The sequence below is a fragment of the Kitasatospora sp. NPDC002522 genome (assembly GCF_053595195.1).
The window spans coordinates 64,682-78,343 of sequence record NZ_JBSFXE010000023.1 but is presented as its reverse complement, the minus strand read 5'-3'; the positions used below and the strand labels follow the sequence as shown (position 1 = coordinate 78,343).

Below are 13,662 nucleotides of genomic sequence, written 5' to 3'. Positions count from 1 at the left end.
GCGCCGTCACCGCCCGGCCCGGGAGCGGGCCCAGCGTCGCTCGACCTTGTCCAGCACGTCGGCGCTGTAGAGCCGCTCGGCCTGGACGATCGCGAACTCGGCCAGGTAGCGGCGCAGTTGGTCGATCGGCTCGTCGGCGAGGTTGAGCATGAAGCGGTTGGCGGCGACGGCGGGCGCGGCCAGGTCGGCGGCCGCGCGTTCGATCGCGGTGTCCATCTCTTCGGGCGGGACCACCTCGTCGCACAGCAGCGCCGCTTCCGGGTCCCCCGCGTGGACGACGTGGCCGCCCAGCACGATCCGGCGGGCCAGCCGGGCACCGGTGAGCCGGCCGAGGCGCAGGTTGGCGAGTCCGGGCACGATGCCCTCGTGCGCGGCGGGCAGGCTGAAGTAGGCGTCCTGGGCGGCGATCACCCGGTCGCAGGCGAGCAGGATCTGGGTGCCGCCGCCGATGGCGAAGGTGTCGACGGCGGCCAGCCACGGCTTGTGAGCGGCCCGCTCGTAGCGGGACCGGCGGGTGGGGTCGAGGACCACGCCGTGGACCAGCTTGCCGACGCAGCCCAGTTCCCGGCCGAGTAGGAAGTCGACGTAGGAGAGAGCGCCGTCGCGCAGGTCGGCGAGGTTGATCCCGGCGCTGAAGACCCGCCTGCCGAGGTAGCGGGGGTGGCTCATGACGGCGCCGCGGATCACCCCGACGCGTACCTGGTCGTCCAGCGCGACCAGGTCCACGGCGGTCTCCATGTCGGCCACCAGCCGGTTGTCCTCGGCGTTCAGGCAGTGCTGGTTGTCGAGGGTCAACTCGGCGGTGGAGCCCCGGCGTTCCAGCAGCACGGACGGCAGCCGCAGGCGTCCGGTGGCGCGGAACGCGGGAAGCTGTGCGAGGCTCTCGGGCGCGGGGGCGAGCATCGCGTCGATCAGGTGCTCGCCGGCGGCGGGGGTGTGGAACAGGGCGGCGAAGAAGACCGCCTGGTCCTTCTCCAGGCCGTCCTTGTCGGCCTGTGGGCGGGCGCGCTCCCGTTCGAGCTGCGCGGGGGTGGGAACCAGGCCGGGGAACCGCTCGGCGGCGGCTTCGGCCAGCGGGCCGAGCCGCAGGGGGCGGCGCAGGTCGTCGGTGAGCTCCCGGTAGACCGCTTCGGCGTGGCGTGCCATGAAGGCGCGCCGCATGTCCCGGGCGGAGGCGAGGGCGTCGGCGGCGAGCCGCTGCTGTCCGGCGTCGCGTTCGGGTTTGGGCGGCAGTCCGGCGAGCAGGTGCTCGACGGCGCGGCACCGGTCGGCGAGCAGCGCGGCGAACGCGTCCAGGGTGCCTGCGGAGGCGGTCGGCTCGCTCATGCGCGCTCCCCCCGCTCGGTGCCGGCGGCGGCCGCCGGTTCGGCGTCCGACCCGGCGTCAGACTCAGCGTCCGACTCCACGGGCAGCTCCGCGAGGCGGCGCAACTCCCGGTCACAGGCGGCGAGATGGGCGCCGAGCGCCTCCTCGTACGGGGTGGCGGCCGCTTCCAGCAGCAGTCGGCGGCGGATCGCCAGTTCGCGGTCGGAGATCCGGCCCATCAGCACCGCGGCGGTGTGCAGGGCCTCGCCGGGGTCGTCGGCGATCTGGTCGACCAGGCCCAGTTCGTGGGCGCGCCCGGCGGCGATCTCGTCTCCCCACAGCACGATCTGGCGGGCCTTGGCCGCGCCGAGCTGCTGGGTGAGGCGGTGCACGGCCATGCCGGGCCAGACGTGTCCGTCGTTGACCGGCAGCAGCAGCCGGAAGTCGGCGCCGGCGATGCGGAAGTCCGCGGTGAGCAGGGCTTCCAGGGCCGGCCCGCCGCAGGCGCCCTGGGCCACCGCGATGGTCATGGCGTCCAGTCGCTCCAGGCGCCGCAGGGCGCGCTCCCAGCGGTTGACGTCGCGGATCGCGACCCGGCCGGGCCAGGCCGGCAGTTCGGCGGGCGCGGCCGCGGTCGGCAGGGTGCCCAGTCCGAGGACGAGCACGGTCCGCTCGCCGCGGCTCTCCACCTGTTCGCAGGCGGCGTCGAGCGCCGCCGTCAGTTCCGGCAGCGGCCGGGCGGCGTCGACGTCCGCGCGGACCGCGAGCCCCCCGGAGATCTGCACCGGTTCGGAATACACCGTCATCACACCTGCTCCTTCGCGCTTTTCCGCGCTCACCAGCGCAGCAGGGCCAGCTCGATGGTCGAGCCGGGCCCCATGGTCATCAGCACGCCGAGGTCGCCGGGTGCCACGATCCGCTCCGCCAAGAGCCGCTCGTAGGAGAACAGGAACGAGCCGCTGGAGACGTTGCCGTAGTCCCGCAGCACGCTGAGCGTGTGCCGGACGTCGTGCCGGCTCAGTCCGAGGTTCACCCGGACCGAGTCGACGACCTTCTTGCCCCCGGAGTGCACCAGCCAGTGCGCGATCTGCGAGCGGTGCACGCCGGTGCCGTGCAGCAGCCGGGCGAGGGCCTGCTCGGCGTGCGCCCCCACCACGTAGGGCACCTCGGGGTCGAGGTAGAAGCTGAACTTGCCCTGCTCGTCGTCCCAGTCGTAGCGCATCGCCCCCACCGCCTCGGGGATGATCCGGCTGGAGAAGCGCAGCAGGGCGGGCCCGCCGCCGGCCGGCGGGGTGTCGTCGGCGGTCACCGCGATCGCCGCGGCGCCGTCGCCGAACAGGCTGTTCACCACGGCGGAGCGCATGGTGCCGTCGAAGACGTACGCGGCCGAGCATGCCTCGACGCAGACCATCACGGCCCGCTCGCCGGGGTGGGCGGCGGCCCAACCGGCGACCGCCGTCAGGGCGTTGAGGCCCGCGTTGCAGCCCATGCCGACCACGTCCAGCCGTGAGCAGTGCGGCGAGAGCCCCATCTCCTTGATGAGCAGCGCGGAGAAGCCGGGCGTGATGAACCCGGTCGAGGAGACGCAGCACAGGTATCCCACGTCCGCGGCCTCGAAGCCGCCCGCGGCCAGGCAGGAGGTGACGGCCCGTCGGGCCAGGTCGACCCCGCTGACGAGGTGTTTGCGCAGCAGCTGCCCCTGGGTCTCGTCGGCGCGCAGGCCGTCGGCGCCGCGTGGCGGCAGGGTCAGGTGCCGCCGTTCGATGGCGCTGTTCAGGAACACCGACCTGATCCGCGGATCGCTGATCCGGAACTCGTCGAGCAGTTCGCGCTGGGTGTAGGAGTCGGGCGGCACCGCGGTGCCGACGGCGGCGATCCGCGGGAGTGCGCGGCCGGCCGGCGGCGCGGACGGCCCGGTGGGTTGGGCCAGGACTGCTTCCACCATTCCCCCCTTCGGTGGTGACGGGATGTCGGCGGTCAGGACAGGTAGTCCTCGGGGCCGCCGTCGCGGACGGTGTCGAGGGTGAAGCAGTGGAAGCCGCCGCCGAACAGCCGCCGGTGCCGGTGCCGGACCGGCACGACGGTGAAGCGGTGCTGTTCGAGGGTGCGCATCAGCTCCGGGCACGCCTCGTTGACCAGGACGGTGTCCGGGCCGGCCGAGAGCACGTTCATGTCGATGAACGGGCTGGTGAGGATGAGGTCGTTGTCCTCGTACGCCGGGAAGTTGTTGTCCGTCGGGGCGGGCGGCACGATCAGGTCCCAGCCGCGCAGCGGTTCGGGGAGCTGGTCGGCGACCTCCTTGTTGCGCACCAGCAGCGTGCCCGGGCGCAGCGCGAGCACCATGCTGTCGATGTGGCTGTCGCTGAGCTGGTGGACCCGGTGCACCCGGAACCGCCCCTCGAGGTGGCGCTCCAGCCAGTCGACGGCCATGGCGTGGTTCGCGGTGGAGATGTTGACCAGCAGGTCCCGGCCGAGCCGCAGGCACTGGGCGCCGTCGAACATCATCTCGAAGCCGACGTCGTAGGGGGACGGCTCCGGGTTCTCGATCGGCTCGGTGGGCCCGCCGACGCGGCTGCTGCCGCGGGCGTAGGACAGGTCGAAGGACGCGTCGGTCATCAGCGGACGCGGCATCACCGTCCAGCGTGCGCCCTGCTTGAAGTAGTCGTTGAAGACCGGGGTGAGGAACTGCGTCTCGAACCAGCGGGAGCGGATCATCGGCGGCGTCTCGATGATCTCGTCGCCCAGGATCAGCGTGTTGTCCCGCACGTTGAGCGGCGGGACGACCGCGGCCGACCAGGCCGGCGTCCGCACCTCGGTGGTGCTCTCGTGCACGTCGAGCGGCCGATGGACCGTCACCCCCAGGGACTGGAGCGCCTCGACGATGCCTTCGATGTCCTCCAGCAGCTCCTCCACGTAGCGCTGCTTGATGGTGGAGCGCTCCGCCGGCCGGTCGGAGCCGACGCTGAGCCGGGGGTAGTACCACTCGGAGCGGACCAGGTTGTCGTGGAAGAAGAGGTCGAAGGAGAGCTCGCGTTCGTGCGAGGTGTAGTTGACCGCCGAGCCGACGACCACCTCGCGCAGGGGTGACCACTCGTCGTAACTGTTCAGCTTCATGGGCGTCGTCGCTCCTGGTGGCGAAGGGCGGAAAAACGGTGGCCGGACCGCCGGGGGTCCCGCACGTCGGGGGACTGCGCCGGCGGAATGTGCGCGCAGCGGTACTGACACGAACCGGGCTGAAATCGCTCGGACAAGGCCGCTGAACTGGGTCTTTGAAAGATCCTTTGCAATGCCGTACGGCCGGGCTCGGCAGGGCCTGCAGGGTGCGGCGAATGGATCCGGCTATCACAGCCTAGGCACGAGTCGGCGACGACAGCAAGCAGTTGTCGAAGGATCGGAGTTCGTGCCAGGAGAAAGTGGACCGGTCCTGATCGAACCCGGAAAATCGGACATCTCGCCCCGCTGAGCTGCGCGAACAAAATTTGTTGACATGCCCCTGCTGCGGTGGCAGGCTCCGAGAAGGTCGCTGCGGCGGACGATGCCGCACGAACGCTGTCGCGGGGGTGGTGGCTCATGAATCAGCCTTTTGGTGATCCCGAAGCGGATCCCGTTCTCGAACGATTCAACTTCCTGGTCAATGCGCCGGCTCTTTTCAACGCGGTGGTGACCGCCACCGAACTGGACATATTCGGATTCCTCTCCAGCAATCCCGGAGCGGAATTCGAGAAGGTCCGTGAATTCACCGGCCTGGCAGCCCATCCGCTGCGCGTCCTGCTGCACGCGGTGTGCACCACGGGCCTGCTGGAGCGGGACGGGACCGGCGGATACACCAACGCCCGGGCGGCCGAGCAGCTGCTCGCCACGGACGCGCCGGACAGCTGGCGCCGGATTCTCCTCGGCTGGCGCGAGATCTACTACCCGGCCTTCGGCCAGATGACCGGGGCCCTGCGGGCCGGCACCAACACCGCGCTCGCCGACTATCCCGGCACCGAGCCGACGCTCTATCAACGCCTGGCGCACCAGCCGGAGTTGGAGCGGGTCTTCCACGACTCGATGAGCGCGTTCACGATGCACAGCCTCTCCGGCCTGGTGGACCGCGAGGAGTTCTTCGGCCCGGCCCGCCACCTGCTGGACGTGGGCGGCGGCGACGGCACCACCACCGCCGCACTGGTGGAGCGCTACCCCGAACTCCGGGTCACCGTCTTCGACATGCCGAGCGTGGCCCGGCTCGCCGAGCAGACCCGCACGGCCGTCCCGCCGGACCGGGTCGAGCTGGCCGCCGGCGACCTGTTCGCGGACGCCTTCCCCGAGGGCGCGGACACCGTCCTGTTCAGCCACGTCCTGGAGATCTTCTCCGGCGAGCAGATCGTCGCCCTGCTGCGCAAGGCCCACCAGGCCCTGCCGGCCGGCGGCCGGGCGATCGTCTACGGGTACAACGTCTCCGACGACGAGACCCGCGGGCTCTTCTCCGCCCGCCTCTCGCTGTACCTCAACATCCTCGCCAGCGGCCAGGGCATGGCCTACCCGGCCAAGGACTACGAGCAGTGGCTCCGCCAGGCCGGCTTCGCCGAGGTGACCACCATCGGCGGACTTCCGTTCGAACACGGACTCACCACCGGCGTCAAGGCATAGGTTGGTCCACCGGGCCGGGACGATCCCCTCCGGCGCCCGGCCCTGACGGCCGGGCACGGCCAGGCCGTTCCGGCCACCGGGCGGGGCCCGATCCGGCCCTCCTCCGATCCCTCGAAGCACCGGCACGACGAAGACAGGCGTGGGAGCACATGCGTCCTTTCCCCGATCCCCGACCGGGGGTCCCCGACCACCGGTCACCGGCCCGCTACCTCCGATGGCTCGCCGGCCGACAGCGCGGCACCGCGCTGCTCGCCATGGTGCTGGGCATCGTCTGCGCCCTCTGCCAGGGCCTGGTCCCGGCCGCGGTGGGCCAGGGCATCGACGCCGGACTGCTCCGGCGCAGCCAGGACGCCCTGCTGCTGTGGAGCGCGGCGGTGCTCGCCCTCGGCGTCGGCCAGGCCGTCGCCGGCATGCTGCGCGACCGCGCCTCGGTCCGCAACCGCTACGGCGCGAGCTACACCACCACCCAGCTGATCACCCGTCAGGCCGCCTCGCTGGGTTCGGCGTTGGCCGCCAAGGTGTCGGCCGGTGAGGCGGTCAGCGTCGGCGCCGCCGACGTGACCCGGGTCGGCGTGGCGCTGGAGAGCACCGCACGCGGCAGCGGCGCGGTGGTCTCCGCGCTGGTCGTGGCCGGCATCATGCTGGCGCAGTCCTGGCAGCTCGGCCTGCTGGTCCTGCTCGGCATCCCCGCGATCGCCTGGGCGATGGCCCGGCTGATGCGCCTGCTGCACGCACGGCAGGACGAACTGCGCAGCCGCCAGGCCGACTTGGCCGACCTCGCGGTGGACATCGTGGCCGGCCTGCGGGTGCTGCGGGGCATCGGCGGCGAAGAGGTCTACGCCGATCGCTACCGCACCGCCTCGCAGCAGGTCCGGCGGGAGAGCGTGCGGGTGGCCGCCGTGGAGGCCTGGATCAGCGCGGCCAAGCTGCTGCTGCCGGGCCTGCTGGTCGCCGGCGTGGTCTGGCTGGGCGCGCACTACACCGCGACTGGCCGGCTCAGCGCGGGTCTGCTGGTGTCCTTCTACGGGTACGCGGTCTTCCTGACCGAGCAGTTGCGCCGGGCCACCGGCATGGTCGACCAGCTGACCCGCGCACTGGTGGCGTCGGGCCGGGTGGTGAAGCTGCTCGACCTGCAGCCCGACCTCGCCTCCGGCGAGGGCGCCCTGCCCGCCACCGACGCGCCGGAGCTGCTGGACCCGCAGTCCGGACTGGTGCTGCCGGCCGGCCGGATCCTCGGCGTGGTCTGCGCCGACCAACGCGACGCGGAAGGGCTCGCCGAACGGGTCGGGCGGTACGCGGACTCGGACGCCTCCTACGCGGGCGTGGCACTGTCCGACCTGCCGCTGGCCGAGGTGCGGCGCCGGATCCTGGTCGCCGACAACGAGGCCCGGCTGTTCTCCGGCCCGCTGCGCGGCGAACTCGACCCGCGCGACCGCGCGGCCTCCGATCCCCGGCTGCTGGCGGACGCGCTCGACGCGGCCTGCGCCACCGACATCACCGAGGCTCTCCCCGAGGGCCTCGACACCCGGATCGCCAACGGCGGGCGGGAGTTCTCCGGCGGGCAGCAGCAGCGGCTGCGGCTGGCCCGGGCGCTGATGGCCGACCCGGAGGTCCTGGTCCTGGTGGAGCCGACCAGCGCGGTGGACGCGAACACCGAGGGCGCGATGGCCGCCGGCCTGGCCGCCCACCGGGCGGGCCGCTCCACGCTGGTCGTCACCACCAGCCCGATCCTGCTGAACGCCACCGACCGCACCGTCCTGGTCCTGGACGGCAAGGTCGCCGCCACCGGCACCCACACCGAGCTTCTCGCCGACCCGCGCTACCGCTCCGTCGTCACCCGGGAGGTGGCCCCGTCGTGAACGAGCTCCCCATCGCATCGCCAGGCGAAGTACGCGCCCACGCGAAGGAGTTGATCCGCGGCAACCGGCCGGAGCTGGCGGGCACGCTGGTGCTGCACGCGCTGGCCACCGTCGCCGGACTGGTCGCGCCGTGGATGATCGGCCGGCTGATCCAGGACGCCGGCCGCCACGTCGACACCGCCGCGCTCACCGGCCTGGTGATCTGCCTCGCCGTCATCGCCCAGTCCCTGCTGGAGCGTTCCGCGACCTTCGGCTCCGTCCGGCTCGGCGAGAAGGTACTCGCCGGGCAGCGCGAGCGCTTCGTCGACCGCGTCCTCGCCCTGCCGCTCACCACCGTGGAGCGGGCCGGCGCCGGCGACCTGATCACCCGCACCACCCGGGACGTCGACGTCCTCGCCCGCACCGTCCAACTCGCCGCCCCCGACGCCATGGTGGCGCTGACCACGGTGCTGCTGACGCTCGGCGCGATCGCGCTCGTCAGCCCGGTGCTGGTCCTGCCCTGCCTGGTCGCGGTGCCGGTGCTGTGGGCCTCCACCCGGTGGTACCTGCGCCGGGCCCGGCCCGGCTACCTGCGGGCCAACGCCTCCTACTCGCGGATCACCGAGACCATCGCCCAGACCGTCGACGGGGCCCGCACGGTGGAGGCGCTCGGCGTCGCCGAGAAGCGGTTCGCCCAGCTGAACCGCGACATCGCGGAGTCCTACGCCGCCGAGCGGTACACCCTGTGGCTGCGCAGCGTGTACCTGCCGATCGCGGACACCGGGTACATCCTCCCGGTCGTCGCCACCATGGCCGTCGGCGGCGTGCTCTACCTGCACGGCGTGGTCACGCTCGCCGCCGCGACCGCCGCGACGCTGTACGTCCAGCAGTTGATCGGCCCGGTCGACCGGCTGCTGTTCTGGATGGACGAACTGCAGGTCGGCGGCGCCTCGCTGGCCCGCATCCTCGGGGTCGGCACGCCCGCCGAGTCCCCCGCCGCGACCGCGGCCCCCGCCGCGGGCCAGGCCGGCGACACCCGGACGGTGGAGCTGCGCGGGGTCCGCTACGCCTACCGCGAGGGCCACGACGTGCTGCACGGCGTCGACCTGGTGATCCGGCCGGGCGAGCGGCTGGCCGTGGTCGGCGCCTCCGGGGCCGGCAAGTCCACCCTGGGCCGGCTGCTGGCCGGCGTGGACCGCCCCGGAGCCGGCTCGGTGACCATCGGCGGCGCCTCCCTCGCCGACCTCCCGCTGGCCGAACTGCGCCGCCGGGTCGCCATGGTGACGCAGGAGCACCACGTCTTCACCGGCACCCTGCGGGACAACCTGATCGTGGCCCGCCCCGACGCCGGCGACCAGGAGCTGGAACGCGCGCTGCGCGCCGTCGACGCCTGGGACTGGGCGGCCGAACTGGGACTCGACGCCCGCCTCGGCGCCGGCGCCACCCGGCTCTCCCCGCCGCAGGCCGGGCAGCTGGCGCTGGCCCGCCTGGTCCTCGCCGACCCGTACGTGCTGGTGCTGGACGAGGCCACCGCGATGCTCGACCCGCGCGCCGCCCGGCACCTGGAGCGCTCACTGGCCGCGGTCCTGGAGGGCCGCACCGTCATCGCCGTCGCCCACCGCCTGCACACCGCGCACGACGCGGACCGCGTGGTGGTCATGGAGGACGGACGGATCGTCGAGGTCGGCCCGCACGACGAACTGGTCGCCAAGGGCGGCCACTACGCCGCGCTCTGGACGTCCTGGCACGGTCAGGACGAGGAGGTCCCGCGATGACCACAGGCCGGCTCACCGCCCCGGAGCACCCCCCGATCGCCGCCGACTACTGGACGACCCGGCTGGCCGGCGCCACCGCGGCCGAACTGCCCGCCGACCTCCCGTACGCGGCCGACCAGGAGTCCCGACCCGCCGTCGAGGAGCACCCGCTCGCGGCCGCGACCGCACACGCGCTCACCACCTCCGACGGCCCGGACGGCGAACCCGCAGTGCTGCTCGCGGCGCTCTGCGCGGTCCTGCACCGGCACACCGGCAGCACCGACCTGCTGACCGGCCTCGACTCCCGCCTGCTGGTACCCGTCCAGGGCGCACCGGACGGCGCCGCCGTGCTGCTGCCGATCCGGATCGCGCTCGACCCGGCCGGCCCGTTCGGCGAGCTGCTGCGCCAGGTCCGCGTCGCGATGGCCGAAGCCCGGGCGCACGCCGGGGAGTTGCCGCACAGCGGGGAGTCGCCGCAGTCCGGCGACCGCGACGGCGGACCGTTGCGGACCGCCCTGTGCGCCGCCGACCCCGGCCCGGCGGCGGCCGGGTCCGAGCCGCCGCTCGCCCTCGCCCTCGCGCACCGGGACGGCGCCGCGCTGCTCCGACTGCGCTACGACCGCGGCCGGACGAGCCGCAGCGGCGCGCGGTGGCTGCTCGGCCACCTGGCGACCCTGCTCGCCGCGGCGCTCGCCGACCCGGCCGCGCCGGTCCGCGAGCTGCCGGTGCAGGACGCACCGGCCCCGGACGCCTCCTGGCCACTCGCCGTCCCGCCCGGCCACCGCTCCCCCGCGCCGCCCGGCGCCGCGGAGACGCTGGTCGACCGCTTCCGCGCGGTGGCCGCCGAGCACGCCGACACGCCCGCCGTCACCGGCCCGTCCGGCGCCTTCCGCTACGGCGAGTTGGACGCGCTCACCACCGCGCTCGCCGACCGGCTGCTCGCCCACGCCGGACCCGGCGACCGGGTGGCGCTGCTCTGCGACCACGACATCGGCGCGGTGGCCGGCGTCTGGTCGGTCCTCAAGTCCGGCGCCGCCTACGTCCCGCTCGACCCGCGCCAGCCCGACGGCCGACTGGCCCGGATCCTGGCCAACGCCGAGGTCACGGCGGTGGCCTGCGATCCGGCCCTGGAGGAGCGGGCCCGCCGGCTCGCCCGGCAGCGGCCGGTGCTGGCCCTCGACCTGACGGCCGGTCAGGCAGATTCCGACCTGACGGCAAGTCAGACCAGCGGAGCCACGACGCCCCACCAGGCCACTGCCGATCCGACGCACCGTCAGTCCGCCGCCGACCCGACGACCCGCCGGCCCACCTCCAACGCGACGCACCGTCAGACCACCTCCGGCCCGGCGACCCACCAGACCGCCGCCGAGCCGCCAGGGCCGGCCGGCCGGGAGGCTCTCGCCTATCTGCTGCACACCTCGGGGTCGACCGGCACGCCGAAGGCCGTGCTGCAGAGCCACGGCAACGTCCTCGCCCACGCGCTGCGGTATGCGGAGCGGATCCGGCTGGGGCGCGGCGAGCAGGTGCCGCTGCTGGCCCGGTTCACCTTCGACGCCGGGGTGATGGACCTGTTCGGGGCGCTGCTGACCGGCGCGACCCTGCACGTGGTGGACCCGCTGCTGGCGCCCGCCGGGCTTCGCGGTGTGCTCGCCGCGGCGAACGCCTCGGTGCTGCACTGCACGCCGACGCTCTTCCGCCATCTGGTGGGCGACCTCGGCGAGCGGGAGGGCGCTCCGGAGCACGCGCTGGCGGGTGTGCGGCTGGTGGTGCTCGGCGGCGAGGAGGCGACCCGGCAGGACCTGCTTCGGTTCCTGGCCGTGTTCGGGCCGGACGCCGCACTGGTCAACGGGCTGGGCCCGACCGAGTGCACGCTCGCCCTGCAGCACCTGGCCACCCGGTCCGACCTGGAGCGGCCCACGCTGCCGGTCGGCCGACCCGTGCCCGGGATGGACGTGCGACTGCTGGACTCCGCGGGCCGCCCGACCGAGCTCTTCGGCGAGCTGGAGTTCCTCGGCGACCCGGTGGCGCTCGGCTACTGGCGGCAGGAGGAGGCCACCGCGGCGGCGTTCCGCACCCACCCGGACGGCACCCGCGGCTACCGCACCGGTGACCTGGCCCGCCGGCTGCCCGACGGCTCGCTGCTCTACCTGGGGCGCCGCGACCGGCAGGTGAAGATCCGCGGGCACCGGATCGAGCCCGGCGAGATCGAGTCCGCGCTGCGCGCCCACCCGACGGTGGCGCAGGCCGCCGTGGTCCTCGACGGCGGCGGCGGGTCGCCCCGGCTGCTCGCCTACGTCTCCTCGGCCACCGCGATCCCGCCCGACGGCCGCGAACTGCTCGAGTACCTGGGCCGGACGCTGCCCGACTACGCGGTGCCCGCCCTGGTGGTGCCGCTGGAGTCGATGCCGGTCGGCCCGACCGGGAAGCTGGACCGCTCGCGGCTCCCGGCTCCGGAGACCGCCGGCGGCCCGACGGACGCGGACGACGACGCCCGGCCGCGCACCGACCTGGAGCACGGCCTGGTCCGGATCTGGTGCGGCGTCCTCGGGCTGGAACGGGCCGGACTGCACGACAACTTCCTGGCCAGCGGCGGCGATTCGCTGCGGATGCTGGCGCTGCTCGACTCCACGCGCGAGGAGTACGGGGTGGAGATACCGCTCCTCGGGTTCCTCGCCGCGCCCACCGTCGCCACCTTGGCGCGGATCATCGAACGGAGGCAGTGATGCTCAGCTTGCCGCCCACCGACGGCGCGCACCGCTCCGCCGCACCCACCGACGCCGGCGGCGTCCGGGTACTGCTCGGCAACGACTTCAGCGAGGACGTGCGCGACGACCGGCGCTGGACCGGCTGGTGGGTGCAGCGGCTGATCTGGTTCGCCCGCGACGGGGACGTGCTGGTCCTGCCGGGAGCCCCGGACGAGGCGTTCCTCGAGTACGCCACCGCTCTCACCGGGACCCGCCGCGACACCCTCACCGTGGTCGTCCCCCCGGCCGAGGACGCCGAGGCGGCGGGCACCCTCGGCCCCGCCCGGCTGGCGGACCCGTCGTTCGTGGCGGAGCTCCGCAAGGCCGTCGACGGACGCCGGGTGGCGCACCTGTCCGCGCTGTGGCCCGACCCGGCCGTGGCCCGGCTGGCCCGGCAGCTGGGCCTCGCCGCGGCGATGCCCGGCCACGGCTTCGTCTCGCAGGGCGGCGGGCTGCTGGTCAACAGCAAGTCGGTGTTCCGCGCGGTGGCGGGCGGCGCCGGGGTGCCGGTGCCCGACGGCGCGGTGTGCACCAACCCGGAGAGCGCCGAGCGGGTCGTCCTCGACCTGCTGGAGGGCGGCGAGGCCGTCGTCCTGAAGCACGACTTCCTGTCCGGGGGCCGCGGCAACGAGATCCTCAGCACCGATCCGACGGTCCGCCCGATCGGCGCCCGCCGGGTGGTGCACGTCACCGGGGCGGGCGACGTCCGCGACTACCTCGCCGAACGCTGGGCGTGGCTGAGCGGCGGCGGCCGCAGCCGTCCGGTGGTCGAGCGCTACCACCGGGACAGCTCCGCCTTCTTCGCCGAGTACCTGGTCGGCGACTCCGGGACCGACCTCGGCGGGACGGGCGAACTGCTGTCCGCGCCGTACGCGGTGGGGCAGGTGATGCCCGCTCAGGGGCTGGAGCCGGAGGTCCTCGACCAGCTGTTCCGGGGCGCCGAGCGGCTCGGCGAGGCGCTGCGCGCCATCGGCTACCGGGGCGTGCTGAGCCCGGACGCCATCGTCACGCCGGAACGCGAGGTGCTCTTCACCGAGTTCAACGGCCGGGTCACCGGATCGACCCACATCTACGGGGTGATCGGCCGCACGGTCACCGGCGCCGGGTTCGGCCGGGACCGCATCATCCTGGAGCGGGTCTGGCCGGAGGGCTGGTCCACGCCGTCGTTCGCCGCGGCGCTCGCCCGGCTGACCGAGGCCGGCCTGGCGTACCGCCCCGACACCCGCACCGGCGTGGTCCTCACCAACGCCTTCGACGGCGTCAACGGCGTCATGTACTGCGTCGTCGCCGAGGACCTGGACCGGGCCTGGGCGTGCGACCGCTCGCTGGCCGAGCTCTTCGGCGCCTAGGCCCTGTCGCCTGTCCGGCGGACCCGTCCGAGAGTCCGTCAAT

The 13,662-nt window shown here is 74.0% G+C and carries 9 protein-coding genes; 5 read left to right on the top strand and 4 right to left on the bottom strand.

The features are described 5' to 3' along the window. Positions 1–6: 6 nt before the first annotated feature. Genes dpgC through ACWD4U_RS20595 form a run of 4 tightly spaced genes read right to left on the bottom strand, consistent with a single transcriptional unit; the run spans position 7 to position 4,419 of the window. Positions 7–1,326 (bottom strand): (3,5-dihydroxyphenyl)acetyl-CoA 1,2-dioxygenase DpgC, encoded by a 1,320-nt coding sequence (gene dpgC / locus ACWD4U_RS20610; protein WP_363453694.1) that lies wholly within the window; start codon positions 1,324–1,326, stop codon positions 7–9. Beyond that, positions 1,323–2,111, bottom strand: coding sequence for an enoyl-CoA-hydratase DpgB (gene dpgB / locus ACWD4U_RS20605; protein WP_363453696.1), 789 nt, complete (start codon positions 2,109–2,111; stop codon positions 1,323–1,325). Before dpgB ends, dpgC begins: the two co-directional genes overlap by 4 nt. Before the next feature lie 29 nt (positions 2,112–2,140). Beyond that, positions 2,141–3,250, bottom strand: a complete 1,110-nt coding sequence (gene dpgA, locus ACWD4U_RS20600; protein WP_363453698.1) for a 3,5-dihydroxyphenylacetyl-CoA synthase DpgA — start codon at positions 3,248–3,250, stop codon at positions 2,141–2,143. A gap of 32 nt (positions 3,251–3,282) precedes the next feature. Beyond that, on the bottom strand, positions 3,283–4,419 hold the full coding sequence (locus ACWD4U_RS20595) for a glycine amidinotransferase (RefSeq protein WP_363453700.1): 1,137 nt from the start codon (positions 4,417–4,419) through the stop codon (positions 3,283–3,285). Between the two features lie 546 nt (positions 4,420–4,965). On the opposite strand from ACWD4U_RS20595, the gene ACWD4U_RS20590 reads away from it, so the two are divergent. From ACWD4U_RS20590 to ACWD4U_RS20570, 5 genes are all read left to right on the top strand, one after another. Continuing rightward, positions 4,966–5,934, top strand: coding sequence for a methyltransferase (locus tag ACWD4U_RS20590; RefSeq protein ID WP_449787250.1), 969 nt, complete (start codon positions 4,966–4,968; stop codon positions 5,932–5,934). Between the two features lie 149 nt (positions 5,935–6,083). Next, positions 6,084–7,793 carry an ABC transporter ATP-binding protein gene (locus tag ACWD4U_RS20585; protein ID WP_363453704.1) on the top strand — a complete coding sequence of 570 codons (1,710 nt, stop codon included), beginning with the start codon at positions 6,084–6,086 and terminating at the stop codon, positions 7,791–7,793. Further along, the gene (locus ACWD4U_RS20580) at positions 7,790–9,547 is read left to right on the top strand and encodes an ABC transporter ATP-binding protein (protein ID WP_363453706.1); all 1,758 of its coding nucleotides are present in this window, start codon (positions 7,790–7,792) and stop codon (positions 9,545–9,547) included. Before ACWD4U_RS20585 ends, ACWD4U_RS20580 begins: the two co-directional genes overlap by 4 nt. Beyond that, complete coding sequence (locus ACWD4U_RS20575; RefSeq protein ID WP_363453708.1) at positions 9,544–12,249, top strand: amino acid adenylation domain-containing protein; 2,706 nt, start codon at positions 9,544–9,546, stop codon at positions 12,247–12,249. Before ACWD4U_RS20580 ends, ACWD4U_RS20575 begins: the two co-directional genes overlap by 4 nt. Continuing rightward, the gene (locus ACWD4U_RS20570; protein ID WP_363453710.1) at positions 12,249–13,619 is read left to right on the top strand and encodes a preATP grasp domain-containing protein; all 1,371 of its coding nucleotides are present in this window, start codon (positions 12,249–12,251) and stop codon (positions 13,617–13,619) included. Before ACWD4U_RS20575 ends, ACWD4U_RS20570 begins: the two co-directional genes overlap by 1 nt. The last annotated feature ends 43 nt before the right edge of the window (positions 13,620–13,662 follow it).

Coding starts and splice junctions, on each gene's coding strand:
- dpgB (WP_363453696.1), bottom strand. CDS start 2,111: ATGACGGTGTATTCCGAACCGGTGCAGATCTCCGGGGGGCTCGCGGTC.
- ACWD4U_RS20575 (WP_363453708.1), top strand. CDS start 9,544: ATGACCACAGGCCGGCTCACCGCCCCGGAGCACCCCCCGATCGCCGCC.
- dpgA (WP_363453698.1), bottom strand. CDS start 3,250: ATGGTGGAAGCAGTCCTGGCCCAACCCACCGGGCCGTCCGCGCCGCCG.
- ACWD4U_RS20585 (WP_363453704.1), top strand. CDS start 6,084: ATGCGTCCTTTCCCCGATCCCCGACCGGGGGTCCCCGACCACCGGTCA.
- dpgC (WP_363453694.1), bottom strand. CDS start 1,326: ATGAGCGAGCCGACCGCCTCCGCAGGCACCCTGGACGCGTTCGCCGCG.
- ACWD4U_RS20570 (WP_363453710.1), top strand. CDS start 12,249: ATGCTCAGCTTGCCGCCCACCGACGGCGCGCACCGCTCCGCCGCACCC.
- ACWD4U_RS20595 (WP_363453700.1), bottom strand. CDS start 4,419: ATGAAGCTGAACAGTTACGACGAGTGGTCACCCCTGCGCGAGGTGGTC.